General features: G+C 48.8%; 17 protein-coding genes. 12 read left to right on the top strand and 5 right to left on the bottom strand.

The window, feature by feature from the left end; all coding sequences use genetic code 11:
• Position 1: 1 nt before the first annotated feature.
• Both VV1_RS13065 and VV1_RS13060 read left to right on the top strand, forming a co-directional pair.
• Complete coding sequence (locus VV1_RS13065) at positions 2–2,404, top strand: fimbria/pilus outer membrane usher protein (RefSeq protein WP_011080579.1); 2,403 nt, start codon at positions 2–4, stop codon at positions 2,402–2,404.
• 18 nt (positions 2,405–2,422) lie between these two features.
• Complete coding sequence (locus VV1_RS13060) at positions 2,423–3,310, top strand: hypothetical protein (RefSeq protein WP_011080578.1); 888 nt, start codon at positions 2,423–2,425, stop codon at positions 3,308–3,310.
• An 85-nt stretch (positions 3,311–3,395) separates the two neighbouring features.
• On the opposite strand, the gene VV1_RS13055 is transcribed toward VV1_RS13060, so the two are convergent.
• The 3 genes from VV1_RS13055 to VV1_RS13045 form a co-directional block, all read right to left on the bottom strand.
• Positions 3,396–4,937 carry a tripartite tricarboxylate transporter permease gene (locus VV1_RS13055; protein WP_011080577.1) on the bottom strand — a complete coding sequence of 514 codons (1,542 nt, stop codon included), beginning with the start codon at positions 4,935–4,937 and terminating at the stop codon, positions 3,396–3,398.
• A gap of 21 nt (positions 4,938–4,958) precedes the next feature.
• Positions 4,959–5,474: a tripartite tricarboxylate transporter TctB family protein gene (locus VV1_RS13050; protein WP_011080576.1), complete on the bottom strand. Its 516-nt coding sequence runs from the start codon at positions 5,472–5,474 to the stop codon at positions 4,959–4,961.
• A 241-nt stretch (positions 5,475–5,715) separates the two neighbouring features.
• The gene (locus VV1_RS13045; protein WP_011080575.1) at positions 5,716–6,687 is read right to left on the bottom strand and encodes a tripartite tricarboxylate transporter substrate binding protein; all 972 of its coding nucleotides are present in this window, start codon (positions 6,685–6,687) and stop codon (positions 5,716–5,718) included.
• Positions 6,688–7,004: 317 nt separating this feature from the next.
• On the opposite strand from VV1_RS13045, the gene VV1_RS13040 reads away from it, so the two are divergent.
• The 7 genes from VV1_RS13040 to VV1_RS13010 all read left to right on the top strand — a co-directional run bounded on the left by VV1_RS13040 (position 7,005) and on the right by VV1_RS13010 (position 19,037).
• Positions 7,005–10,133: an HD domain-containing phosphohydrolase gene (locus VV1_RS13040; RefSeq protein ID WP_011080574.1), complete on the top strand. Its 3,129-nt coding sequence runs from the start codon at positions 7,005–7,007 to the stop codon at positions 10,131–10,133.
• A 142-nt stretch (positions 10,134–10,275) separates the two neighbouring features.
• Positions 10,276–10,971 carry a GntR family transcriptional regulator gene (locus VV1_RS13035; protein ID WP_011080573.1) on the top strand — a complete coding sequence of 232 codons (696 nt, stop codon included), beginning with the start codon at positions 10,276–10,278 and terminating at the stop codon, positions 10,969–10,971.
• Between the two features lie 12 nt (positions 10,972–10,983).
• On the top strand, positions 10,984–11,880 hold the full coding sequence (gene prpB, locus VV1_RS13030) for a methylisocitrate lyase (RefSeq protein ID WP_011080572.1): 897 nt from the start codon (positions 10,984–10,986) through the stop codon (positions 11,878–11,880).
• A 170-nt stretch (positions 11,881–12,050) separates the two neighbouring features.
• The gene (gene prpC, locus VV1_RS13025) at positions 12,051–13,193 is read left to right on the top strand and encodes a bifunctional 2-methylcitrate synthase/citrate synthase (RefSeq protein WP_011080571.1); all 1,143 of its coding nucleotides are present in this window, start codon (positions 12,051–12,053) and stop codon (positions 13,191–13,193) included.
• 53 nt (positions 13,194–13,246) lie between these two features.
• Positions 13,247–15,862 carry a Fe/S-dependent 2-methylisocitrate dehydratase AcnD gene (gene acnD / locus VV1_RS13020; RefSeq protein WP_011080570.1) on the top strand — a complete coding sequence of 872 codons (2,616 nt, stop codon included), beginning with the start codon at positions 13,247–13,249 and terminating at the stop codon, positions 15,860–15,862.
• 2 nt (positions 15,863–15,864) lie between these two features.
• Positions 15,865–17,091 carry a 2-methylaconitate cis-trans isomerase PrpF gene (gene prpF, locus VV1_RS13015; protein WP_043921037.1) on the top strand — a complete coding sequence of 409 codons (1,227 nt, stop codon included), beginning with the start codon at positions 15,865–15,867 and terminating at the stop codon, positions 17,089–17,091.
• A 65-nt stretch (positions 17,092–17,156) separates the two neighbouring features.
• The gene (locus VV1_RS13010) at positions 17,157–19,037 is read left to right on the top strand and encodes a propionyl-CoA synthetase (RefSeq protein WP_011080568.1); all 1,881 of its coding nucleotides are present in this window, start codon (positions 17,157–17,159) and stop codon (positions 19,035–19,037) included.
• 319 nt (positions 19,038–19,356) lie between these two features.
• On the opposite strand, the gene VV1_RS13005 is transcribed toward VV1_RS13010, so the two are convergent.
• Positions 19,357–20,544 carry a hypothetical protein gene (locus VV1_RS13005; protein WP_011080567.1) on the bottom strand — a complete coding sequence of 396 codons (1,188 nt, stop codon included), beginning with the start codon at positions 20,542–20,544 and terminating at the stop codon, positions 19,357–19,359.
• A 628-nt stretch (positions 20,545–21,172) separates the two neighbouring features.
• Here VV1_RS13005 and VV1_RS12995 point away from each other — a divergent pair.
• The 3 genes from VV1_RS12995 (at position 21,173) to VV1_RS12985 (ending at position 25,229) form a co-directional block, all read left to right on the top strand.
• Positions 21,173–21,652, top strand: a complete 480-nt coding sequence (locus VV1_RS12995) for a GNAT family N-acetyltransferase (protein ID WP_011080566.1) — start codon at positions 21,173–21,175, stop codon at positions 21,650–21,652.
• A gap of 223 nt (positions 21,653–21,875) precedes the next feature.
• The gene (locus VV1_RS12990; RefSeq protein WP_011080565.1) at positions 21,876–23,510 is read left to right on the top strand and encodes a trypsin-like serine protease; all 1,635 of its coding nucleotides are present in this window, start codon (positions 21,876–21,878) and stop codon (positions 23,508–23,510) included.
• A 288-nt stretch (positions 23,511–23,798) separates the two neighbouring features.
• Positions 23,799–25,229, top strand: coding sequence for a bifunctional NUDIX hydrolase/phosphatase PAP2 family protein (locus tag VV1_RS12985; RefSeq protein WP_011080564.1), 1,431 nt, complete (start codon positions 23,799–23,801; stop codon positions 25,227–25,229).
• Positions 25,230–25,288: 59 nt separating this feature from the next.
• Here VV1_RS12985 and VV1_RS12980 read toward each other — a convergent pair whose 3' ends face one another.
• Positions 25,289–26,926, bottom strand: a complete 1,638-nt coding sequence (locus VV1_RS12980; RefSeq protein ID WP_011080563.1) for a methyl-accepting chemotaxis protein — start codon at positions 26,924–26,926, stop codon at positions 25,289–25,291.
• Positions 26,927–26,977: the final 51 nt, after the last annotated feature.

The raw sequence follows: 26,977 nt of genomic DNA, 5'->3' as shown, positions 1-26,977 counted from the left end.
CATGCGGCGATGGTGGTATGCATTCCTATTTCTCTGTTTATGCCCGGTGAGCGGGTTTTGCACGGAATATCGGCTTTCATTGCCAGTTTGGTATTCCGAGACGCAATTGGGCGAATTGCCGATTGAAATTGAAGGCATGACGCTGAAATCTGTGTCAGCAGAGGCGCTAAACGTGCTATTGGCAGACAGAATTTCCGACGCTTGGTGGCGTGAACGATTTGCACACCAAAGTGGTGATTTTATCCACGTCGACAAATGGAACGAGCTTGGCGTTAATTTTCACCTCAACTTAGAGTCACTCACCATTGACCTCACGCTGCCGCAAGAGGCTTTAAGCGAACGCACCTTGAATGCTTCACAACAATATCCGCCTTTTCAAGCATCGGCGAGTGGCAGTGTCAGCTGGCTCAACAGCTTCAATTTTGCTTACAACCGTCATTGGCAAAATGAGAGTGAAAGCTGGTATTCGAGCATCGACTGGCTAAGCCAAATGAACGTGGGTGGCGTCTCTGGCATTAATCTTCAACTGGCCAATCATCTGCAAATGGATGAGGAGAGTCACGACTACGTTCGCGGAGAATGGCTGGCGTTTTACGACGATCCGGACTTGCCGCTTCGCGCATCGGTAGGCGATGTGTTCAGTGGTGAGTCCGGCCATCTTTATGGATTAGCGTTGGGGGGATTTACCGTAGAAAGCCGTTATGCCGATTTACAGCCTGAACGTTCGATCAGCCCCCAAAGCAGCCAACAGTTGTTGCTGCAAGAATCGGCAGAAGTTGAAGTGTATGTGAATGGAGAGCGAGTCTCCTCTGGCCGCTTAGAGGCTGGAAGGTACAACTTGCAGAACTTGATTTTAGATAATGGTGCGAACGAGGTCACCGTCGTGGTGAATTACCTTTCTGGCCGCCAAGAGGTACTGACCTTTACTCAGTTCTACAATGCGCGCCTTTTGCAACAAGGTTTGCTGGATTACGCCTTTTCGGTTGGCCGACCGATTGTTTACCAAGAACAAGGCATTGAATATGAAAACGCATGGCTGGCGACTGGCTATCTAGAGTATGGGGTGGCAGATTGGCTCACTTTGGGCAGCAATGCACTGTGGGCCAAAGAGGGCGGCGTGATCGGAATGCTGGCCACGGTCAGCACTGGATTGGGCAATCTCACCAGCCGTTTTTCGTGGAGCCACAATCAAGAGCAAGGTCGTATAGCTTCTCTGGACTATGAAAATAGCGTGATTGGTAATGGGGAGAGTCAATCTCCCAATTTGCGTCTGGCGTATGAGTATTCCGAGCAATTTCAAAGCAAACCGTGGAGAGTGGGGGAAGAGGGGAATCAGTATTCTCAGATTTTGGGCAGCTATTTTTGGCAAATCAGCGACGCTGTCGATCTCACGTTGTCAGGTCGCTACACCCTTTTTGACGAAAAAGAGGACGAAGTGCAGACCTCTGTGCTGCTTAACTGGCGTCACAAAGGGCTTACCGTTGGCCTTGGTTCAGAGTATGAAGAGTCAGCGCGATATGTTGAGGGCGATAACCGTCTGTTGTTTACGTTTGAATACAACTGGTATTCAGAACAAGAGAGCCACCGTATTGGGGCATCGTACAACAGTTTGACGGAGCGAAGCCGACTCTACTTCAACAACGAAGGGCTCAACTATGTCGATGACATTGGCGTGCGTATTGAAGCCGAGCAGGACCAAAGCATCAAGAGTCAAAAAGCCATGCTCAGTTATACGGCCAACCGTTTTCGAGTGGAAAGCGAGCTTGTTCGAAAACAAAACCGCCTCGATGACCAAGCGCAGTATCAAGGTTCCGTTAGGCTCGCGACCAGTCTTGGTATGGTGGACGGTGAATGGGGATGGGGCCGAGCGCTTTCTGGGCCTTTTATGGTGGCGAGCATGCATCCCACTTTGACGGAGGCGACCGCGTATTTGGATGTGGATAGCGAAGGGAGAGCCACCGCGTTGGCCACACCAAGTATCAACGGTTTGATTTCGATTTCGCAGCCCTATGGCATCAATATCATCGAGTACAACGTGCACAACGCCCCGCTTGGTTATGACTGGGGTTCGGGAAAAATCGATGTGTCGCCAGGGGCTGCGACAGGGCATCGACTCATCATGGGCTCGGATGCCTCGTACACGGTAACGGGTTTTTTGACGACAACCGAGGGTGAAGCGATCGCCTATCGTCAAGCGAGCCTGATAGTGGACGACAAACGAATGGCGTTTTTTACCAATCAACAAGGTCGATTCTACATTCAAGGCATCGCACCCGGAGAGTATCGTTTAGAGCTATCAGGTTTAAGCGCTGAAACTTTGTGGATTGTGATCCCTGAGTCAGACAACAGCTTGATCAATCTTGGTCAGATTAACGTGGTGCTGATGGACAAATCAGCACATTAAATTGGTAAGGAGGAGAAGATGGGTAACTCTCTCACTCGGCGCATCACACGGGTGTTGTTTGGCACTCTGATCTGTTTTGTTTCCCAGCCTCTGGCAGCGGCAGAGCCTGCAACGCAAGCCTGCCAAGGCGAATTTGTTGTGCAGTTGTCCAGTCATCCGGTGGACAACGCTAGCAGTTCCGATAATGTCTTGTGGTTCCAAGGCTATGTTGAGTTGGAAGGGGCGCTGCTCGCTTGCTCTCCTCAATTGGTGATTCACGCCAAAAACGGTTGGAAGGAGCCGATTGTTGGGCCTCAAGGCGCAGTGGCGTCTAACCTATTGGATGGGCAAAGAAAAAGCCTGCAGCGTGATCAGCAAGGCAATTTTATTTTGCCACTCCAAGGGCGAAAGAGAAGTGAGTTTTGGGTACATATTCCTCAAGGAAAAGTGCTACTTTCTGGGCTATATCAAAGTGATTTTGAGTTTAAAGTTAAGGCGGCTAATAACGAATTTGGTCGAGCCGTGTCTCTCAATTACCAAGTTAAACCTTTTGTAAGGGCGCGAGTGGAAAGCCGTCAGGGGGCACATGTCTCGGTGTCTGGCACCAACGTCAGTATTGATATGGGCAACTTAACCGAGAAGAATCAACGCCAACTCGATGTGATTGTGGTGAGCAATGGCAGTGTCAAATTGGAACTGGATTCGCGAAACCAAGGTGACATGGTCAACGTTAAAAATGCACGCTATAAAATTCCGTATGCCACTTCTCTTAATGGTCAGCCGCTAAGATTAAATGTATCACATTACTTGCGTCCTCATCAGCAGCGTGAAACACGCTTTCGCTTACAGTTCGAAAATACGCCTATGCCATCGGCAAGAGAAGGGCGCTATGAAGATGAAATGACCATCATGCTGACGGCTTTTTGAGTCGTCATGTTTGTGGCCGAACGCGAACAAAAAAACCGCCTCAGTTGAGGCGGCATAACGTAGTGCAATATGGAGATGGTTATTGTTATTTGGTTGCTTGGGGGACGTTCGACTTTGCCGTGCTGGGTTTGATTTTCTGGTAGATCGCACCTAATAGCGGGCTGCTGACCATCAAAATCGCAATCACCGTAAAGGCCAATGTTAGCGGACGTTCCCACAAGAAGCTGATCTGTCCATCCGAAATCATCAGCGCGCGGCGTAAGTTTTCTTCCATCAAGCCACCCAAAATAAAGCCAAGCAGCAGAGGGGCGAGCGGGAAGTTGGCAAGACGAAGCGCAATCGCTCCCATCGCCACCAGCAGCATCACAAACACATCCATGGTGTTAAATGACACCAAGTAAACGCCAGTGATGGAGAAGAACAAGATCATCGGTAACAGTACGGTTCTTGGTACTGCCAGCAAGCGCGAGATGTACGGGATCAGCGGCAAGTTCAGGATCAGCAGTACGATGTTGCCGACGTACATGGAGATGATCACCGACCAAAACACATCCGGATGGTCAACAAACAAGCGAGGACCCGGTTGAATACCATAAGCGATCAACGCGCCAAGCATGATGGCCGTGGTGCCTGAACCCGGAATACCGAGCGTTAGCAGTGGCACAAATGAACCGCTTGAGGCGGCGTTGTTGGCCGACTCAGGCGCGACAAGGCCACGGATGCTGCCTTTACCAAACTCTTCGCGTTTCTCTTTCGGTGCCAAATTGCGCTCCATGCCGTAGCTGAGGAAAGCCGCGATGGTTGCGCCTGCACCCGGTAGAACACCGGTAAAAAAGCCCAGAATAGAAGAACGAATGGAGACGGGAGCCGCTTCTTTGATCTCTTCACGAGTCACTTTCATCGAGCCAATGTTGCTCATGCGCTCTTGCTCTTCGGCGCTGTTGTCTTGATCCGGCTTGAGAATGCCCATCAATGTTTCGCCCAAAGCGAAGGTCGCCATCGCCAATAGCAAGAAGCTGAAACCATCCATTAAATCAGTCAGGCCGAACGTAAATCGTTCTACACCAACGCCTTTATCAATACCGACGGTTGAGAGCATCAAGCCAAGAATGGTCATCATCCATGCTTTGATCACTTGTCCTTTACCAGCAAAAGCCGCTACCGCAGAAAGCCCAACCAGCATCAGCGCGAAATAGTCTGAGGATTGGAAACTGAGTGACACGGTGGCCAGTGCAGGTGCCGCCACTAACAGCATGATGGCTGATAGCGTACCGCCAGTAAACGAGGCGTAAGCAGCCAAAGCAAGCGCCTTACCCGCTTGGCCTTTTTGCGCCATTGGGTAGCCATCAAACGCGGTGACTACGGTTGAAGAACAACCCGGAGCGTTGATCAAAATAGAAGAGGTTGAGCCGCCAAAAATCGCGCCATAGTAAACACCCGCCATCAAAATCATGCCCGAAGAGGGCTCTAGGCCGTAGGTGATTGGGATCATCAGCGCAATGGCCGAGATTGGGCCTAAACCCGGTAACATGCCGATAAAGGTACCGACAAAACAACCAATGATCACCATCATCAGGTTCATTGGCATCACTGCGGTCGATAGACCTTGTAAAATTCCGTCTAACATAAAATCAGTTCCTTATGCCAATTACCAAAGGGTAAAAATCAAGCCCGGTTCGAGGTAAACATCCAACCCCTTGGTGAGCAGTAGATAGAACGCCAATACGAATGGGAAAGAAGCACCAAACAAGACGCTTTTGCGTCGTTCGCCAAGTAGGTAGAACCCCGCCAACAGGAAAAATCCCGTGGCTAAGACGAAGCCAAGATAGGTTAAGCCGAAGCCATACAGTGCCATCAGCACCAAGAAAGCGATCAACAGCTTCCAGTCAAACTTGGTCACAGCACCACTTTTGCTGTCTGGTTCGCCCGTCACTAACAGTAGCAACGAAAGCCCAATACCAATCACGGTAAGAATGAAGGGCAGGGTGCGAGCGTTGAACGGCTCGTATTCATCCCCCGGGAATAATGGGATTTGGTAGGTTTGGTAGCCATAGCCCAAGCAGAGTAGAAGAAAAATCAACGCCCCGACACGGTCGCGACTAAGGAGAAACTCTGTTGAGAGCAGCTTATTGCTTTTAAACGAACTGGTTGGTAAATCCGACATATCCAACTCCAATCATTGAGGCAAAGACAAAAGAGGAAAAAGCCGTTATTGAAGCGTCAATGAAAAAGAGGGTCATCAACAAGGCGTGCTACTCGTGATAACAGGGACACAGTAGCAAGCAGGACTTTCAATAAACAAAGGAGTAGTTCTACTGCTCGTGGCAGCTCCTCAATAACGGCGAAACTGGATGGGGTTAGTACATGGAATGAGCCTGTCTAACCCCATATGAGGTGTTGCGAGCTTACTTGAGGAAGCCGAGCTCACGCATCAGGTCACCCATCTGCTTCTCTTGCTCTTCTAGGAAGGCGTAGAACTCTTTGTCCGCTTTGTAGTTGTCGATCCAACCATTACGGTCACGAACCACTTTCCACTCATCGGTGTTGTACATCTTGGTCAGAGCCGCGTTCCATTCGTTGATCTTCTCTTGGCTCGCCCCCGGTGCGGCGAAGAAACCACGCCAGTTAGCAAAGACGGTTGGGTTGCCGTATTCAGTTAGAGTAGGAATGTTTGGCGCCGCTTCGATGCGTTTTGGTGCGGTGATCGCCAGCACTTTTACTTGTCCTGATTTCGACATTTCAAGCACTTCGCCTAAACCCGTCGAAAGCAGTTGTGTCTCGCCAGAAAGCAGCGCGGCCATCGCTTTACCACCTGCGTCATAGGCGATGTAACGTACCTTTTTCGCATCAAAACCTTGGCCTTTAAATGCGGCCGCAGCAACGAGGTGATCCATAGAACCGCGCGCCGAGCCGCCAGCGATTTTCACTTGCAGTGGGTTTGCTTCGAAATCTTTGACCACTTCTTCCCAGCTATTGTATTTGGAATCCGCCGCGACCACGATGGCACCGTAATCAGCCACGGTAGCTGCGACTGGTGTTAAATCGCGGAAGGATTGTGGGAAAACACCGCTCAGTGAACGCACAACGATCGGCGTTGAGTTGATCATCAGCGTGTCTTCTTGACGTTTTGCCGTCTCGATCAGGTGTGCAATGGCTTTACCACCGCCACCACCAGATAGGTTTTGGTAAGAGACATTCTCCACCAAGTTGGTTTTTTGTAGAACATCACCCGTACCACGAGCGGTCATGTCCCAGCCACCACCGGCACCCCCGGGGATGAGAAAGTGGATTTTTTCGATCTCTGCCGCGAAAGCGTTAAAAGAAAAAGAGGCGGCGATGATCGATGCGGCCAGTGTAGGTTTGAGTGCCTTAAACATGTTTCACGTTCCTTATGTCGGCGCTTCGGTGATGAAGCGAACTTATTGTTATCAGTGGTTCCTCACTCGCTGTGGCGGGTTAGGAATGATGAAAGGTTAAAAAGGTGTTAACGAATTGTCTCTAATAGGCAGTTAAAAAAAATAACGGTCATAAAGTCGATTTTGTTCATAAAGTTCACGGAAACTTTGGCAAAAAACCAATATGCACTTGTGGTTATATGAGGTGGAGTAAATACTAAAATGCAACCTAATGCATAAGGTTGAGTAACGATAAATAGGCTTAAAACTCGCATATTTGCCAATGGAGGGCAGCAATTATGAAGAGTTCATTGCGTCAGGCTAGAAAGTTTTCCATACGTTTTACCGTTGGTAGCATGTTTTTGATTGCGACCATGATGACGGCACTTGTCGCCATTTCTTTGCAGTACCACTTCGGTAAAGCCATGTCCCAAGAGCAAGTGATGTCGAAATTGACGCTGGCTTCTGCTGATGTCAGTGACTATGTCAAAGAAATTGAACTGAGTGCCAGTAATAGCGCGCGGATCTTAAAAAGCGTTGCGATGGCCACGGAAAACAAATTCACTCAGCAAGAAATCCAAACTTTGATCACCGAGGTGCTCGAGGACAATCCGATGTTCTACAGCATCTACTATGGCAAAGAAAACGAGGATTTCTATCAAATCATCAATCTGAATTCGTCCCCCATTGTGCGAGAAAAAATGTCGGCAACGGAGAATGAACGTTGGGTGGTGATGGATATCCGAGGCGAGGGCATTAAGCGCACGCGTGTCACCCGATACTATGACGTGAATCGTGCCGTGACTCGCACCATTCGTGAGCCGAGCCGATACTTGCCAACGGAGCGCCCTTGGTATGATGCGGCGCAGGCGGATCGCATTACCAAGACAGAACCTTATCTGTTCCAGCATTTGAAGATCACAGGGCAGACCTATTCCATCCGCAGTAGCCATTCGGTGATTGGTATTGATATCGTGCTTTCCGCTGTTGCTTCTCACATGACGCCAGAAGCGATGGGGCTTAGCGAAGGGCAAGGTATTTCGGCGTTTTTATTCAATCGCAAAGGCGAAATCATTGCAGAAAGCCGTCAAGAGCAACGTGATGAACAACGAATGCCAGCCATATCGCCGATTGCACTGACCGCCGAGCAAAAAGAGGCCATTGTCGCGGCTGGGGTGCTTAAAGTCTCGAACCAACTCAACTGGATGCCGTTTGATTTTAGCCAATCGGGTGAGCCAAGAGGTTACGCGGTCGATCTTTTGAAAATGATTGCCACGATGACGGGGTTGCAATTTGAGTTCACTAACGGTTTCAGTTCGGCAGAGCTTAAGCAGCGTTATCACGATGGTGAGGTGGACATTTTAAACGCGGTGTTTGCGTCCGAATCGTTAAATGGCTTAGCCAGCCAACCGTTGTTTTACTTTGAGCCAGCGGTGGCGACGCTCAATCGTGAAACCAATCAAAGCGGACATTTAATCTCGGATGCCAAGGCGCGCGTCGGCATGGTACAAGGGCAGAACTTTGCGCTGCAAAAGTCGTCAACAGAGATTCGTACCTATGCCGATTTGACCTTGGCGTTAAACGGGTTGCTGCAAGGCGAGGTGGGGAGTGTGGTGCACAGCTATCACTCTTTGAAACAGCGTAAAGAAAGTAGCTTAGGTCGAACCATCCAGTTAGAAAAAATGCCGATGGCAGAGAAAGTCCCGGTGTTTCTTTATCTCAACCAGACGCAACCTGCGCTGCTAGAGGTGATTAATAAGGCATTAAACGAGCTCAGTGAGGCGCAAAAAGCGTGGCTCGCGCAGAAATGGCTCAACCATTATCGCGACAACAGCTTTGTCCCTTACAGTGAGCTACTTGAACTGGCGGCTCAGCCAGATTTACACGGCGAGATGAACGTTGTCGAAATTGGCGGTACGGCACGCTATGTCTATTTGGTGCCCGTCAACAGCAACCAAGAATTTCTTGCTGTTGTGGTCCCAGAGGATGTGGTGATGGGCCAAGTGATGCAGCAGTTATGGCGCTCACTGGCGATCACGATCGCTGCGATGGTGATTCTATTGCCAACATCGTGGATTTTTGGCTCGCCAATTGTTCGCCCGATTTCTGCTTTGATTGCGCAAACACGCAAGATCAAACAACGACGTTTTGATGAGGTAGTGCCAGTTGAAACGCGCATTAAAGAGGTCTCGCAGTTATCTCAAGCGATGATGGACATGGTGGCGGAAATCAAAAAGCATCAAAAAGCGCAGGAAGAATTTGTTGAAGCTTTTATCCAACTCATCGCTGGAGCCATCGATGATAAGTCACCCTATACCGCAGGTCACTGTAACCGTGTTCCCGAGTTGGGGCTGATGTTGGCGAAAGTGGCGGAAGAGTGTCAAGAAGGTAAGTTCAAAGCATTTAAATTCAAAAACAATGCCGAGCGTAGAGAGTTTAGAATTGCGGCTTGGTTGCACGATTGCGGCAAAATAACGACCCCAGAGCATGTTGTCGACAAAGGTTCTAAGCTCGAAGCCAACTACAACCGTATTCATGAAATTCGCACTCGCTTTGAAGTGTTGTGGCGTGATGCAGAGATTGAATATCTCAATCGCCTGATTGCGGGAAGCGCTCCAAAAGAGCAGGCCGAAGCGCAACTCGTACAACGCAGAGAAAAGTTACAAGAAGAGTTTGCCTTTATTGCCCGTTGTAATGTCGGTGGTGAATTCATGCAACAAGAGGCGATTGAGCGAATTGAGCAAATCGCAGCGCAAACTTGGTTGCGCCATTTTGACGATCGCTTAGGTTTGTCTCCGTTGGAAGAATCCCGACTCACCACACCGTCTGCGCCACTACCAGCCATTGAGCCACTATTGGTGGATAGGGTTGATCACATCATTGAGCGCGACAGACCGATGCAGTTTGATGCCAAATATGGCATCAACATCGACGTGCCAGAGCACCTCTACAATTTAGGGGAGATTTACAACCTCTCGATTCGCGCAGGGACATTAACACGTGAAGATCGCTTCAAAATCAATGAGCACATGATCAGTGGCATTAAGATGTTGGAATCTTTGCCATTCCCCGAGGAACTTGCGCGAGTGCCACGCTACGCCTCGACTCACCATGAAACGCTCAAAGGCACGGGGTATCCGCGCAAACTGAGTGCCGATCAGCTCTCCATTCCGGAGCGTATCCTTGTGATTGCCGATATTTTTGAGGCGCTGACGGCGGCTGATCGCCCTTATAAGAAAGCCAAACCACTCAGTGTAGCTGTCGACATTATGTACAAAATGGCCCTTGATGAGCATTTGGACATGGATTTGTTCTTACTGTTCTTGAAAAGCGGAACTTACCTTGAATACGCACAGATGTTTTTGCCTGAGAAACAGATAGATAGCGTTGATATCAATAAATACATTAATGCCACTCTGGCGGCGTAATGGCTAATTAGAAGAGATGGTGAGCGCTTATACCTTAGTCTAAATTGTCGACAATTTACTTGATTGTCGACAATTTGATCGACTATTTTATATTCAGAGACAGACATTGTTGACAGATTGCAGTCAGGAAACGTATTTGAATATGAATGTAGACACCAAAGCCATTGGCAAACTTGCGGGCAGCGACAAGGAAAACACCAAATCCGAATCGCTGACCGAATCCTTGGTTGAAGCGATTGTGAATGGACAAATCGCACCGGGAAGCAAAATCTCGGAACCCGAGTTAGCCAAGCATTATCACGTGAGCCGAGGCCCACTGCGTGAGGCGATGATGCGACTAGAAGGGCTTGGCTTGATCGAACGTGTTCCTCATGTTGGGGCGCGTGTGATAACTCTTTCACCTGAAAAATTGGTGGAGCTGTATGCGGTGCGTGAAGCACTAGAAGGCATGGCCGCGAGGCTTGCCGCTCGCTACATCAGCCAAGAAGAGCTGTTGAGCCTTGAACTGCTATTGTCGACACATTCGAAACACATTGATGAAGTAGAAGGTTCCTCTTACTTCCATCAACACGGTGATTTCGACTTTCACTACCGCATCATCAAAGCCAGTCGCAACCGCGAATTGATCGCGCTGCTGTGTGACGAGCTGTACCACTTACTGCGCATGTATCGCTATCAATCACCGCGTGCCCAATCACGACCCAAAGAAGCGTTGGAAGAGCACAAATTCATTCTGCAAGCGATTCGCAATCGAGATGAAGAGTTGTCGGAAATGTTGATGAGAAGACACATCTCCGGCAGCCGAAAATTAATCGAACAACAGATCCTAAAGGATTAGAGGAAACGTGTTATGAGCTTAACTCCGGGGGCGAAGTTCAGACTCGCCGTACAACAAAACGATCCGCTGCAAATCGTCGGCACCATCAACCCTTATTGCGCCATGATGGCCAAACGCCTCGGCCATCAAGCCATTTACCTTTCTGGCGGCGGTATCGCTAATGCGTCTTACGGCTTGCCGGACTTAGGCATCACCACACTTAACGACGTGCTGGTGGACGTAGAGCGCATCACCAACGCCTGTGATTTGCCTCTGCTGGTGGACATTGACACTGGTTTTGGCGGCGCATTCAACATCGCGCGCACCATCAAAGCGATGGAAAAAGCTGGCGCAGCCGCGGTTCACATGGAAGATCAAGTGGCGCAAAAACGTTGTGGCCACCGCCCAAACAAAGCGATTGTTTCTCAGCAAGAAATGGTCGATCGCGTTAAAGCGGCGGTGGATGCACGAGTCGATGACAACTTTGTGATTATGGCGCGTACCGATGCGCTGGCGGTGGAAGGGATTGATAGTGCAATTGAGCGTGCGATTGCCTGTGTAGAAGCGGGCGCGGACATGATTTTCCCCGAAGCAATGAACAAACTTGAGCAGTATCAGCAATTTTCTGCTGCTTTGGCGCAAGCCACGGGCAAGCACGTGCCGATATTGGCCAACATTACCGAATTTGGCCAAACCCCCTTGTATGGTTGTGAAGAATTGGCCAAATCCAACGTGGATATGGTGCTGTATCCGTTGAGTGCCTTCCGCGCGATGAACAAAGCGGCGGAAATGGTCTATCGCCACTTGTTGGAAGTGGGCAATCAAGAGGCGTTAATCGACTCCATGCAGACGCGTAAAGAGCTCTATGACTATCTCAACTATCACGCGTACGAAGACAAGCTCGATCAGCTGTTTTCAGAAGGAAAATAATCCCAACGCGCTTTTTAGATGAGAGCAAAGTGGGGAAGCCCAAGATAAGAAAAACAAAAAACGGAAGTTCAAGAAGAATACCGTCGGAATTAACTTAATCCAATAACGTGAAACCGTCTGATGATAAACGCTCCACTAGAGAGCAACGTCAGACAGAAAAGGAGTTCAAAATGCCTAGTTCTTTAACGAAGAAAGGTGAGTTAGGTGGCGCAGGCCTGCGTGGTCAAAGCGCTGGAAGCACCGCTTTATGTACTGTCGGTAAAACGGGGACAGGGTTAACCTATCGTGGTTATGACATCACTGACTTGGCCAACCATGCGCAATTTGAAGAAGTGGCGTACTTACTGTTACGCGGTCACTTACCAACGCAGCAAGAGTTGGATGCTTACAAAACTCGCCTGATTGGCCTGCGTGGCTTACCGGTGGAGTTGAAGCAAGCGCTGGAGCTGATCCCGGCGTCTGCGCATCCGATGGATGTGATGCGCACAGGCTGCTCTGTGCTGGGGAACTTAGAACAAGAAACCGATTTTTCGCAGCAGCTTGACGCGACAGAGCGCATGTTGGCGCTGTTCCCTGCGATCATTTGTTACTGGTATCGCTTTAGCCACGATGGCGTGCGCATCGATACGCAAGACCAATCGCAAGATTGCATCGGTGGTTACTTCCTCAAAATGCTCACGGGCAAAGAGCCCAGTGAACTGCATAAGCAGGTGATGCATTGTTCGCTGATTTTGTATGCAGAGCACGAGTTTAATGCCTCTACCTTTGCCGCTCGTGTGTGCGCCTCAACGCTGTCTGATATTCATTCTTGTGTAACCGCGGCGATTGGCACTTTGCGTGGTCCTTTGCATGGTGGTGCTAATGAGGCCGCGATGGAGATGATCGAAAACTGGCAAACACCAGAAGAGGCGGAAAGCAACATCCTGCGCATGTTGGCCAACAAAGAGAAAATCATGGGCTTTGGTCATGCGATTTATCGCGAAAGCGACCCACGTAATGCTCTGATCAAACGTTGGTCAAAAGCCTTGTCAGAAGCGGTGGGCGATACCCATCTTTACGCCGTCTCAGAACGTGTGGAAGCGGTGATGAAACGCGAGAAAGATCTGTTTTGTAACGCCGATTTCTTCCATGCCTCGGCCTATCACTTCATGGACATTCCCACCAAGCTGTTTACGCCGATTTTCGTCATGAGTCGCTTAACAGGCTGGACGGCGCATGTGTTTGAACAGCGCGCTAATAACCGAATCATTCGTCCAAGTGCTGACTACATTGGCCCAGATCACCAAGATTGGGTGCCGATTGAACAGCGCTAGCGCCTAGAGATTGACCTCTCCTCGTCGCGAGGGGAGGTTTTCCGCCCTTTTGCATGGGAAGCAAGTCCATGAGCAATAAAAACAATACCTTATATCGCAAACCTCTACCGGGCAGTTCGCTGGATTACTTTGATGCGCGTGAAGCGGTCGAGGCGATATCTCCAGGCGCGTACGCGCGTTTGCCATACACTTCGCGCGTATTGGCAGAACAACTGGTGCGCCGCTGTGAACCTAGCACGCTCACCGACAGCCTGAAACAGTTGATTGAACGACGTCGCGATCTTGATTTTCCTTGGTATCCAGCACGCGTGGTTTGCCACGATATTTTGGGCCAAACCGCATTAGTCGACCTCGCCGGTCTGCGTGACGCGATCGCCGAGCAAGGTGGTAATCCAGCGAACGTCAATCCTGTGGTGGAAACCCAACTGATTGTCGATCACTCGTTGGCGGTGGAATATGGCGGTTTTGACCCAGAGGCATTTGAGAAAAATCGCGCCATCGAGGAGCGTCGCAACGAAGACCGATTCCACTTCATCGAGTGGTGTAAAACCGCGTTTGAAAACGTCAGTGTGATTCCGGCGGGTAACGGCATCATGCACCAAATCAATTTGGAAAAAATGTCGCCAGTGGTGCAGGTAAAAGAGGGCATCGCCTTTCCTGATACCTGTGTTGGTACCGACAGCCATACGCCACATGTCGATGCCCTTGGCGTGATTGCCATTGGCGTCGGTGGCTTAGAAGCGGAAACCGTGATGCTCGGCCGCCCATCAATGATGCGTTTGCCCGATATCGTCGGTGTGAAGCTGGTTGGTCAGCGTCAACCGGGCATTACCGCCACCGATATTGTGTTAGCCATTACTGAATTTCTGCGTCAACAACGGGTGGTTTCCGCTTATCTTGAATTTTTTGGCGAAGGGGCGAAAGCACTAACGATTGGCGATCGCGCGACCATCTCTAACATGACGCCGGAATATGGTGCGACCGCGGGCATGTTCTACATCGACGAGCAGACAATCAACTACCTACGCTTAACAGGGCGCGAGCCAGAGCAAGTGGCTTTGGTGGAAAACTACGCCAAACACACCGGATTGTGGGCCGACGATTTGCATCAGGTCGACTATGAGCGTGTGTTGGAGTTTGATTTGTCTCAGGTCACGCGTAATCTTGCTGGGCCGTCTAACCCTCATCGCCGTTTGCCCACTTCGGAGTTGGCCAGCCGTGGCATTGCCGGGCAATACCAAGAAAAAGAAGGCCAACTGCCAGATGGCGCAGTGATCATCGCCGCCATTACCTCGTGCACCAACACCAGTAACCCTCGCAATGTTGTCGCGGCAGGTTTGTTGGCGAAGAAAGCCAACCAGTTGGGTCTCATCCGTAAACCTTGGGTGAAATCCTCCTTTGCACCCGGCTCAAAAGTGGCCAAGCTTTATCTTGAAGAAGCGGGGTTATTGCCCGAGCTTGAAAAGCTCGGATTTGGCATCGTCGCGTATGCTTGTACCACCTGTAATGGCATGAGTGGCGCACTCGACCCTAAGATTCAGCAAGAGATCATCGAGCGCGATCTCTACGCGACCGCGGTGTTGTCGGGTAACCGCAACTTTGACGGCCGTATTCACCCTTATGCCAAACAAGCGTTTCTCGCCTCTCCGCCTTTGGTGGTGGCGTATGCGATTGCTGGCACGATGCGTTTTGATATTGAGCGCGATGTGCTGGGGATGGATAGCAGCGGCAAAGCGATTTATCTGCGCGATATTTGGCCAAGCGATGAAGAGATCGACGCGGTCGTGGGCAGCTCAGTGAAGCCTGAACAGTTCCGCCAAGTCTACATTCAAATGTTCAAACTGGATGAAAGTGAACGTAGTGAATCGCCGCTTTACGATTGGCGTCCGATGAGCACTTATATTCGCCGGCCACCTTATTGGGAGGGCGCACTCGCTGGTGAGCGTACGCTTTCAGGCATGCGGCCTTTGGCCATTTTGGGGGACAACATCACCACCGATCACCTTTCACCATCGAATGCGATTTTGGCCAGCTCTGCGGCGGGCGAATACTTGGCAAAAATGGGCGTGCCAGAGGAGGACTTTAACTCCTACGCCACCCATCGCGGCGATCACTTAACCGCGCAGCGTGCAACGTTCGCTAACCCGAAACTGTTTAATGAAATGGTGAAAGAAAAGGGCCAAGTGGTGCAAGGATCGCTCGCTCGAGTGGAGCCTGAGGGGAAAGTCACTCGCATGTGGGAAGCGATTGAAACCTACATGCAGCGCAAGCAGCCATTGATCATTGTCGCAGGGGCGGATTACGGACAAGGCTCCTCTCGCGATTGGGCGGCAAAAGGGGTTCGACTTGCTGGGGTAGAAGCGATCGTTGCGGAAGGCTTTGAGCGCATTCACCGTACCAATCTCGTCGGTATGGGCGTGTTGCCGCTGCAATTTAAAGCGGGTGTGAATCGCAACAGCCTGCAACTGGATGGCACCGAGCTCTATGACGTGATGGGGGAAATCAAACCCGGAGCCGACCTCGCACTGGTCATCACTCGTACCAATGGGGAAAAACTTGATGTCGCGGTGACGTGTCGTCTTGACACCGAAGATGAAGTGCATGTCTATCAAGCTGGCGGCGTGTTGCAGCGATTCGCGCAAGATTTTCTCTCCGAGCAAGGAGTGTAACGATGAAACCTTCTACACAATCCTCTACGCGTAGCTCTGCACGGTGCGATACGCGGATGAGCCAAATGAAAGTGCCTGCCACGTATATGCGAGGCGGCACCAGCAAGGGGGTGTTTTTCAACCTTGCGGATTTACCGCCAGAGGCACAAATTGCGGGGGAAAAACGCGACCAACTGCTGCTGCGCGTGATCGGCAGCCCAGATCCTTACGGCAAACAGATTGACGGCATGGGCGGGGCGACATCCAGCACCAGCAAAACGGTGATTGTGAGCAAAAGCAGCCGCGCCGATCACGATGTTGATTACCTGTTTGGTCAAGTCTCTATCGACAAACCGTTTGTCGATTGGAGCGGTAACTGTGGCAACTTGTCTGCTGCGGTTGGCCCATTTGCCATCCATGCTGGCTTGATTGACGAAAAACGCATTCCTCAAAATGGCGTGGTGACGGTGAAAGTGTGGCAAGCCAACATTGGCAAAACCATTGAAGTGCACGTGCCCATTCAACATGGTTTGGTGCAGGAAACGGGCGAGTTTTCTCTTGATGGCGTGACATTTCCTGCTGCAGAGATCCAAGTGGATTTCGTTGACCCAGCCGATGGCGAGGGGAGCATGTTTCCCACTGGCAATTTGATGGATGATCTTGTCGTACCGGGTATTGGCACCTTTAACGCCACGCTCATTAATGCGGGCATTCCCACCATTTTCCTTGATGCTGAGGCGTTGGGGTATTTGGGGACGGAACTGCAAGAGCAGATCAATAATGATGAGCAAGCGTTAGCGAAGTTTGAAACCATTCGTGCTTATGGCGCGCTAAAAATGGGTTTGATTACTTCGATTGAAGAAGCAGAAGGTCGCCAGCACACCCCAAAAGTGGCGTTTGTCGCGAAGCCGAAAAGTTACCAAGCCTCAAGTGGCAAAGTGGTGGAGGCAGGAGAGGTTGATCTGCTGGTTCGCGCCCTTTCAATGGGCAAGCTGCATCACGCCATGATGGGGACCGCAGCGGTCGCGATTGGCGCAGCCGCTTGCGTGCCGGGCACTTTAGTGAACTTGGCTGCCGGTGGTGGCGAGAAACAAGCCGTCACCTTTGGCCATCCGTCTGGGACGCTCAAAGTCGGCGCTCAAGCAAAAGCCACTGAACAAGGTTGGGTGGTAGAAAAAGCCATTATGAGCCGCAGCGCTCGCATACTGATGGAGGGCTTTGTGCGTGTTCCCTCCGATCTCTTTGAATAAATCTTAGCTTACTTGTTCAAAGAGCAAGGTGAAAAGGACCGTTAAGACATACTGGAGGAAGCACTATGTCTGCTTATCAGAAAGAATATCAATGGGCGAAGCAGCAACCGGAAAGCTTTTGGCAAGCCCAAGCAAAGAACATCGATTGGTTTGAGTTCCCTAAAACCATTCTTGCCAATGATCCCAATGGCATTGAGCGTTGGTACCCCGATGGACTGCTCAATACTTCATGGTTGGCACTCGATTACCACTGTGAACAAGGTCGAGGTGATAAAGCGGCGCTGATCTATGATTCACCTGTGACCGAAACTAAGAAGGTCTACAGCTATTTCGAAATGCGAGATCGCGTGGCTCGTATCGCTGGCATGTTGGCTGACCAAGGCGTGACGAAAGGTGATCGCGTGGTGATTTACATGCCGATGATCCCAGAAGCGGCGATGGCGATGCTTGCCTGTGCACGATTGGGGGCGATTCACTCAGTGGTGTTTGGTGGCTTTGCCCCAAATGAGCTGGCGGTGCGCATTGAAGATGCCGAGCCCAAAGTGGTGCTGACAGCGTCTTGTGGTATCGAAATCAACAAAGTCATCGCCTATAAGCCTATGGTGGATAAAGCGATCATGGACAGCCGCTGGAAACCGGAAAAAGTGGTGGTACTGCAACGTCCTCAGTGTGATGCCCAGCTCAACAGCGAACGCGATCTTGATTGGCATCAAGCGGTTGAAAACGCGCTACCACATGCTTGTGTTCCGGTATTGGCAACGGACCCTCTGTATATCCTCTACACCTCAGGCACGACGGGCAAGCCGAAAGGGGTGGTGCGTGACAACGGTGGCCATGCCGTGGCCATGAAGTATTCAATGAGCGCCATTTACAATATGCCGCAGGATGGCGTGTTTTGGGCCGCCTCTGACGTGGGTTGGGTTGTCGGGCACTCTTATATCGTCTATGCCCCTTTAATTCATGGTTGCACCACGATCTTGTTTGAAGGGAAGCCAGTGCGCACGCCGGATCCAGGCGCATTTTGGCGCGTATGTGAAGAGTATGGAGTGAATGTTCTTTTCTCTGCGCCAACCGCGTTCCGAGCGATTAAAAAAGAAGATCCGCAAGGCGAGCATCTAAAGAACTATGACCTTTCCAAGCTTGATACGATTTTTATGGCGGGAGAAAGGCTTGACCCGCCAACCTTGGAATGGGTTCAAAGCCAAACGGCCAAGCCCGTGATTGACCACTGGTGGCAAACGGAAACCGGCTGGGCGATTGCAGGCAACATGGTGGGTATTGAGCTAATGCCCGTCAAAGCGGGGTCGGCCACCATGCCTATTCCGGGTTATCAAGTGGACATTCTCGATGAAATGGGGTTAAGAGCTGGGCCGATGCAGCAAGGTTTTGTCGCATTGAAAAGGCCTTTGCCGCCAAGCTGCTTGCCAACCGTGTGGCGCAATCATGATCGATTTGAATCGGGTTATCTGAGCCAGTTCCCGGGTTACTATGTTTCGGGCGATGGCGGTTATCTGGATGAAGAGGGTTATCTCTTTATCATGGGTCGCATTGATGATGTGATTAACGTGGCTGGGCATCGTCTCTCTACCGGCGAAATGGAAGAGATTGTTGGCGCGCACCCTGCCGTTGCGGAATGTGCCGTGGTTGGCGTGCACGATGAGCTCAAAGGGCAGTTGCCACTAGGGTTTGTGGTGCTCAAAGATGGGGTGAAAATCGACCCAACCGAGCTGGAGCAAGAACTCGTCGGCAAAGTGCGTAATGAAATTGGCGCCGTTGCCTGCTTTAAACAAGCCTTGGTGGTGGAGCGTTTACCTAAGACGCGCTCAGGCAAGATCTTGCGCCGTACCATCCGTCAAATTGCCGATGGTGAACAATACGCTGTGCCATCCACCATTGACGATCCGACCAGTCTTAATGAGTTGATCAGATTATTTCCAGAAAAATAAACGATTCCCACCCAATATTTATAGCGATATTGGGTGGGGCTTATCGTGTGATAAAACTAATTTATGATTGCCATATGATTTTTGTTCGATTTATATTGGTTCGTGTTTGAGTTTTTATTGCAAAATTGAGATGTTTTTAAATTATAATTGCTGGGTTTGTTGGTGTTGTTAAATTTTTGAGATTGTAAAAATACGTACTTATGACTTTGTTAAAAATGTTAAATGAACGGGGTGTTTAGAAAATAATATTATTCTTTTAATGTTTAAGATGATTAACTAAATTAAAGCAGCACGAGTGTGCTGCTTTGCAAGTGAAAAATTAAAAATCGATAGATTCAACTCTACCAGGGATATTATTGTCCACTGGGGTTGCTGTGGCAAAATCAAGCGGTCCACTATTTGTATCAACAATTACTGCTGGATCGGGTGCAGATGATTCACCTAAAAGATTCGGTGCATTTCTCGGTGTGGTATTAATTTTGTATACCGCAATGCTATCAGGAAGCAGGAGTTCTCCATTTTCGCGGAAGATATCCATAGGCTCAATTGTCGCGTATGTATTATCGTCGATCATCAGAGTACCACTTAGCACAAAGATATCCGGATTAGATGGGTGTTTCTGATGATAGACTGCATGACGTAAAAAATCATTCAAATCACGCTTTTTCAAAGTGCGGGTTACTTCTTGATAATCTGCGTGGTCCATTGTGATGGTGAAGATTTTTTCTAACTCTGCGCGCTTGGCTCGGTCGCCATTTGCGAGTTTATCCATGCATTTTCTCACGCCGCCATCGAGATCAAATGAGCTGTTGAGCATGATGCTGTAGCAAGCCTTATGAGCAAGAGTCATATTATAGAAAGCTCTCGGTGCTTTCTTTTTCAACCATGGTTTTCCGTTTTTTATCACCATACCGTAATTACCAGAGAAAAAGTCTATCGGTAGCACTCTGTCAACGACCATCTGATTTTTGCCATTTACCACTGAGACATTACCCACTTCTTTAGGAATGCTGATGCAAGCTTCTGAGCCATGGGGGACGTTGATGCTTTGTTGAGGCTGAATGCCATTATTTGAGCGGGGAACAATAATATCAGAGATTAAAACCTGAATATCGCTTTTATTAACATTGTCTGTATTCGCGATGCAGAATTTATCTTGAACGAAACTTGGTGGTGTTTCACAATAATTTTCAAGTTGGTCATTACTTTCAGTTGATTGGCATTGAGCTTCAATCGACGCCTCGACAATGATTTTAGTCAGTGTATTAACAACGCCTAACGATGCACCCAACGCTCCGGCTTTTCCTGAAATAAACGAAACTTTATAGGGTGTGATATTACTTGTATAGGCGCTGATATTAGCGACAAATCCACCTACCTTATTGACGGCACGAATAGTTGTTGATGTGGCTGTTTCTTCTACGGGCTTTTGAGCATAAGATGCGGTTGAGAAAAGGCATCCTGATATTATCAAAGATAACGTCGTGTAACAAAATGAACTCTTCATTTTAGTTTCCTATTAAGATTAAATAAATTGATTTTAATCGTTCAAATGTATTGCTATGTAAAATTTACGTTTACTTAATAGCTTGCATTTGACTTGTTTAATTTTCGACATTATTTATTGCAACAGTATTGTTTTAATTTTTGTCTTATTATTTGAATCTGAATGGACAACGAAATGAAATTATCAATATAAAGGTAAGTTGTTAAATGACTTAATTGTTAATTGGCCTCAAGCTCGAAAAAACAACACAAATGGTTAATGTTGCATTTGTCAATATTATCTGATTATAAAATTACTTTATAAGGTGGCGATGCTTGTATATTTTTACGAGAGATAGGACTTTTTGAGCAATTCACGATTTTTCAGTTTTCGTGATTATATTTGTCTTTACTCGATCCTAAGCGGAACTGTGCGTTGTTTATCAAAAGCGAGCACAAGATCTATTCGTTAATCTGCCATCAAGCGAAGGTTTAAATGATGTTCATCGCTGGATAGATTGATAACGCGACTGAAGATTCGAAAAACGGTTGCAAGGCAGGCTACAAGCAAACAGTTCAAGTGCTTAAGAAGGATTTTTACGCTCAGTTTCACTACAATGTAGACTTTATGAATATGTAGCAGATAAGCCATGAATAAAGTCGTCTTATCAGCGGCACGTCCTTCAGACCTTGAAGCCCTTAATGATTTGATGTTCGATTTGCATGATGAGCATCATCTACAGTGCCCTGAATTTTTTAAAAGCGCAGAAGAGATCGAGCAAGAGAAAAGTATTGCTCGCTATCTCGATGACCCTGAATGTTTGGTGTTTGTCGCCAAAGTAGATGAGGAAGTGGTGGGGTTTGTGTCAGGGCATTTTTGCGAGCTGATTTCGACAGTGAGCCGCCCTTTACCTATGGGCAGTGTCGATGAGTTATACGTTGGTAAGCCGTTTCGCCAACAAGGGATTGCTGAGGCGCTATTAGCCAAAATCGAACAAACTTTCCGTGATTATGGTGTTGAACAAGTGTTTGTTGAAGTGTGGGATTTCAACCAAACTGCGATTGCCTTGTACGAGAAGAATGGCTTTCAGCCGCATATCCACTGGTTGAGAAAATCGCTGAAAAACTGAGTGGTTACTCTGGGTGAGATCAACTCCTTTTGCGCTGTTATTGCAACAGTCTCGCTTATGAAAAGACTATTACTGATTGATTTGTAAGATAAATGTGTGAAACGGATCATTTTGTTGTGTGAATGTAACAAGATGTTTAGCTCGAATGTTGCACGTCTCTCGCAAGCTCTATAAATAATTTATAAATCGAGTTGGGAGGTCGGTTTTTATCTGCTTGTCTAATATGTGGCGCAATAAGCGCCCGATTAAACAAGAGGAAATGACATTGAAATCGACAGGGAAACTTACTCTGCTCAGCTTGATGATGTTGTCAGCATCGGTCAGTGCAGAGGTTCTTTCACAGACGCAAACAGACGTTTTTCAACAGAATGACATTCAGCCTCGTATCGTTGGCGGTACTCCCGCCAATGCGAGTGAATGGAAGTTCTACACGCAAATTGTCAGCCGTAACAGCAACCGCTCTTATTGTGGGGCAAGTTATATTGGCAATGGTTATGTGCTGACGGCTGCTCACTGTGTTGATGGCGATTTACCAAGCCAGATCGCCGTCAAAATCGGTGGCGTGGTTTACAACGGTACGGATGGGGTGCGATCCAACGTCAGCCAAATCTACATGCATCCCGCCTACAACAAATCGACCTTTGAAAATGACATTGCACTACTCAAACTTAGTCAAATACCGCAGGGTGTGACGGCGGTTGATATTGCGGCGGGCAGTTTGATTCAATACGCTGCGGTGGGTGACTGGCTGACGGTGGCGGGGCTAGGTCGTACGACAGAAGGTGGCAGCTCACCAACGGTATTGCAAGAAGTGGATGTTCCATTGATATCGGATGCCACGTGTCGCCAAGCGGGGGGAAGTTACGCCAATGTGGGAGACGTAGCATTTTGTGCTGGCGTGCCACAAGGTGGCATAGATTCTTGCCAAGGTGACAGCGGCGGACCGATCGTTATCAATCGAGCGGGTTCCATTACGCAACTTGGCATCGTCAGTTGGGGCATTGGCTGCGCTCGCCCAGGTAAATACGGCGTGTACAGTGATATTGCTGCGCTTCGCAGCTTTGTCGATGGCATTGTCGGTAATGTTACACCGCCTTCAGAGACCGTTTCTGTTGGCTATACGCCTTCTCAAACACTCACGGCATTCAATGTTGGTGAGTTGAAAAATCACACTTTCACGATCAAAAACACAGGCACAGGCAGCTTTACGGTTGGCCGCTTGAGTGTGACCGGATCTGGCGTTGCCACCAAGCCAGTGATCAGTAGTGATCTCTGTACATTATCGACGCTTTCTAATGGTCAAACCTGTCGTGTCTCTATTGAGTTCGGGGCAAGCTCCGCGGGTACGGCCAAAGCGGCGTTATCATTTGAAATCGACAAAACCTCAACGATCTATCGCGCGGAAGTCTCGGCAAGCGCGAAAGATACCACCACACCACCAGATGGCACGTGCGCTAACGAATGGCAGGCAAGCAAAGTCTACAACACGGGTGACGTGGTGAGCTGGGCTGGTCAATCTTGGAAAGCCGGCTGGTGGACTCAAGGGGATAACCCGTCTGACTCTGGCCCGTGGGGAGTATGGCAAGTTGTCGGTAGCTCAGATTGTTCGGGCTCTGGCACCACACCAACAGAGCCCCCAACGACGCCCGAACCGCCAACAACACCAGAGCCAACACCGCCAACCGATGCCAATGCTTATGTGGCGGGGACAAACTACAGTGCGGGTGACGTCGTGACTAATGTAGGTTCGACATACCAGTGTAAGTCATGGCCTTATAACTTATGGTGTGGTTCAACCCCGAGTGCCTATGAGCCAGGCGTGGGCACTAATTGGCAACAAGCTTGGACAAAACTTTAACTTACCCACAAGCCTCGTTTGCGAGGCTTGTTTCTTTTTAACGGCTAAAGACACAAAGGAGTGAAGTAGGGTGTCAACCGAGAGACGTGGCTATGGTTTGGGACGATAGATACGACGTTCAATACGGCTTTCATCTCGCAGATTGAAGTTAATTTAGGTCGAAAAATATCGAGTTTCCTGTCATTATTGCGCCAACTCTTTTGAGTAAAGAGATCTCGGTGTACGAATCGATGGCTTCGTTCTCAAAAGATACAAATAAAACAATAGGTAAAGTAAAGGTTGTCTGGCGTGTATAAGCGGTCATTTTTCGTTGTATTCAGTCTCATTATTTCATTGGTGTATTCCACTTTCTCTTTTGCGACCTCTTCAACCTCATTACCTGAGGGATTGAAAGGGGCGCTGTGTATCGTCCGTGCAGATGACAAGTTGGTTTTAGTCAATGAGATCTTAACTCATCAAATTTCTCTTCCTGGAGGAACGATCATTGCGGGTGAGGACCCTGCGCTTACCGCGCAAAGAGAAACTTGGGAAGAAACCGGGCTGGTGGTTACCGTAGGTAAAGTGCTTGGCTACAATGAACAGGCGGTATTCTATGACTGTATTTCTGATTCATCGGTAGTGGCGTTCAACTTCAACAATAGTTTAGATGGTAATGAGCTTCCGGTTTGGTTCGCCCCACACTACGGCGTCGAAATTGCCTCTGCAATGCTACTGTCTCCTTTGGCGCTTGAAGCGAGTCAATACCGTTATCCGCAACAATGGCCAATGGTGCAACAGATGTTTGGGCAAGCGACGGATCAAGCGGTGGCCTACGTCAATGATTTGGTTGAATCGGCGCCAAGTTATCATCAAGTGGAGCTGGGTTGGTTAATGCAACTACAAGCGTTTGTTGCATCGTCTCCAGTGCTGAGCGCATTGGGTTTGTTGCTCAGCTACTTCGCGATTTATCTGACTTCGCCTGAAATACTTTTAGTGGTAATGCCATTAGCTATGTGGCGTTTTGGCCGAGATTTTACCTATCAATTGTTTTTTGCCGTTGTTGCTACGTCACTGCTTTGCTTGGTTGCTCAACAAGGGTTTGCTCTTCCTAGGCCACATGTCTATTGGCCAGTGCTTGAGATGACGCAAAGTTATGGTTTCGGTTTTCCGAGCTTACCTATTGCGGTTTGGGCGTGTTTATCTGCTTTGATTTTACGCCGACTAGGCTGGTTGCGAAGTGGACGAGCACTAAGATTGACTTCGTTAGTGATCAGCGTGATGATGTTTGGCAAATTCTACTCTGGCGCCGCGTTTATCGCCGATATGATGATTGGTGGTTTGCTCGGTGGCTTAGTGGCGTGGCACATCATTCGTTTGGATAGCAAACCGAATGTGAACGTCGCTCAGTTGCTTGGCGCAAAAAGCGTTTGGATTGCGATGGCCGTGTTGGCTGCGGTGTTAACCGCTATGTGGCCATTACCGGTGTTTTCCGCTTGGTTAGCCACATTAATTGTGATTTCACTGTTGGTGGTGTTCTTCAAAACCACGCAGGTATCACTCTCTCAAGGTCATACGTTGATCATTGTTGTGGCGTTGCTTTCCTTCAACTTGATCATCACTTTGGCTCAAGGTGTTATCGCTTACAGTGGTCTCTATTCTTTCATTGTCGAGACTCTTCGTTATCCACTCATCGCCTTATTGTTTGCAGTTTTAGCAAAGCGTTTCAATCAACAGAATTAAGTGAAGAAATAAAAACGCCTCGGTTTTTTGTCCGAGGCGTTTTTTTTACTCTTGGCAAATTAGCATTTGAACTGCGACACAAGGCTATCCAACTGACCACATTGCTGTGATAGACGTTGAATGGCGGTCTCGGCATTTTGAACCACACTCACAATCGCGCTGCTGTTGTCTGCGATGCGTTGAACGTTGGCGTTGACTTCTTCACTTACGCTGCTTTGTTGATTCGCTGCGGTGGCGATTTGTGTGTTCATCTCACTCATATTGGCAATCGCGCGCAAAATCTCTTGCAGAGAATGAGTTGCAGATTGCGCTGACTCAATAGTGGAGTCACTGCTGCGTTTGCTTGATTCCATTACCGATACCGCTTGGCGCGCGCCGCCTTGTAAGCGTTCAATCATGGTTTGGATTTCACCTGTACTTTGCTGAGTGCGGCTCGCGAGTGAACGTACTTCATCTGCGACAACGGCAAATCCACGGCCTTGCTCACCAGCACGCGCCGCTTCGATGGCTGCGTTTAGCGCCAGAAGGTTGGTTTGTTCTGCGATGCCACGAATCACGTCCAAAATAGAAGCGATGTTACTCACATCATCGTCAAGTGTGTGGATCACATGACTTGCGTTGTTGATATCGTCAGCAAGGCGGCGGATCGCGTCCACAGTGCTATCAACAATTTGACTGGTGTTTTGCACTTCTTGATCAGCGTTGTGGCTTTCTGTTGCGGCATCCGTTGCGTTGTCACTCACGCTTTGACTGGTTGCTTGCATTTCATGCACGGCAGCGGCCACCACTTCGCTTTCTTGTTGTTGGCGATAGGTTGAATCTGCAACAGAGCGAGTGATTTCCGTTAGCTGGTTCATTTCACTACGGACATTATTGGTCGTATTCACCACCTGCTCAATGGTTGCTTGGATTTTGCTGACAAACACGTTAAACGCGCCAGCAAGTTGGCCGATTTCATCATTGCTATCCATTTCGATGCGTTGACGCAAATCGCCATCACCAGAGGCAATTTCATCCATGGCGGTACGAATATGTTCAATTGGCGTCACGATGGCTTTAATAAGGAACCAACACATCGCAGTCGCAAGGGCAATAACAAATAGAGTGCCTAGTTCCAAAGTGCGTTCAGCTTGTGCGGAGGCATCATTAACTTGCTTTTGTAACTCTTGTTGTGATGCTTCAATCAGCTCTTTCACGACATTGAGTTGTTTACGAGTCGCTGAAAACTTCTTATCGAATGTGCCCTTGTTTTCATCGTAATACGTAAACCACTGATCCTCAGGTAGGCTGAGTAACGTTTCGTAATCCTTTAGCCAGCTATTGGCCAGTGTGACTAACACGTCGAGCTCACGTTGCGCGCTGGAAGGCAAAAGTCCTGAATCGATTAACTTTTGCGCCGCTTTCATACGAGGAATAGCTTTGTGTGCGTTGTCTTTGTATTCAAACTGCTCGCGTTCAATTTCTTGTTTGGTATCAGAAAGAACCAAACCTTGGATCGCGGACGTCGCCTGATACATATCACGATACGCATCTTCAATGGTGAAGAGCGTTGGCATGATGTCATCACGAAGGGTATGAGTAAGCTCGGTTTGCTTTTGAGAAGCGAGAATATTCAACACAGAGCTAATGGCGAATAGAGAAATAATAAGAAAAACAGGGAAGATAATTTTTTGTTTTATTGAAAGATTAACAAACATTTAGTGCTCACTTTGTTGAGATTAAAGTAATCACACTAATGCTATCACTTT

Source organism: Vibrio vulnificus CMCP6, from assembly GCF_000039765.1.
GTDB lineage: Bacteria > Pseudomonadota > Gammaproteobacteria > Enterobacterales > Vibrionaceae > Vibrio > Vibrio vulnificus_B.
This window is presented reverse-complemented; position numbering and strand designations above follow the sequence as displayed.

Coding starts and splice junctions, on each gene's coding strand:
- acnD (WP_011080570.1), top strand. CDS start 13,247: ATGGGAAGCAAGTCCATGAGCAATAAAAACAATACCTTATATCGCAAA.
- VV1_RS13005 (WP_011080567.1), bottom strand. CDS start 20,544: ATGAAGAGTTCATTTTGTTACACGACGTTATCTTTGATAATATCAGGA.
- VV1_RS13055 (WP_011080577.1), bottom strand. CDS start 4,937: ATGTTAGACGGAATTTTACAAGGTCTATCGACCGCAGTGATGCCAATG.
- VV1_RS13035 (WP_011080573.1), top strand. CDS start 10,276: ATGAATGTAGACACCAAAGCCATTGGCAAACTTGCGGGCAGCGACAAG.
- VV1_RS13045 (WP_011080575.1), bottom strand. CDS start 6,687: ATGTTTAAGGCACTCAAACCTACACTGGCCGCATCGATCATCGCCGCC.
- prpF (WP_043921037.1), top strand. CDS start 15,865: ATGAAACCTTCTACACAATCCTCTACGCGTAGCTCTGCACGGTGCGAT.
- prpB (WP_011080572.1), top strand. CDS start 10,984: ATGAGCTTAACTCCGGGGGCGAAGTTCAGACTCGCCGTACAACAAAAC.
- VV1_RS12990 (WP_011080565.1), top strand. CDS start 21,876: ATGTGGCGCAATAAGCGCCCGATTAAACAAGAGGAAATGACATTGAAA.
- prpC (WP_011080571.1), top strand. CDS start 12,051: ATGCCTAGTTCTTTAACGAAGAAAGGTGAGTTAGGTGGCGCAGGCCTG.
- VV1_RS13010 (WP_011080568.1), top strand. CDS start 17,157: ATGTCTGCTTATCAGAAAGAATATCAATGGGCGAAGCAGCAACCGGAA.
- VV1_RS12980 (WP_011080563.1), bottom strand. CDS start 26,926: ATGTTTGTTAATCTTTCAATAAAACAAAAAATTATCTTCCCTGTTTTT.
- VV1_RS13050 (WP_011080576.1), bottom strand. CDS start 5,474: ATGTCGGATTTACCAACCAGTTCGTTTAAAAGCAATAAGCTGCTCTCA.
- VV1_RS13060 (WP_011080578.1), top strand. CDS start 2,423: ATGGGTAACTCTCTCACTCGGCGCATCACACGGGTGTTGTTTGGCACT.
- VV1_RS13040 (WP_011080574.1), top strand. CDS start 7,005: ATGAAGAGTTCATTGCGTCAGGCTAGAAAGTTTTCCATACGTTTTACC.
- VV1_RS13065 (WP_011080579.1), top strand. CDS start 2: ATGCGGCGATGGTGGTATGCATTCCTATTTCTCTGTTTATGCCCGGTG.
- VV1_RS12995 (WP_011080566.1), top strand. CDS start 21,173: ATGAATAAAGTCGTCTTATCAGCGGCACGTCCTTCAGACCTTGAAGCC.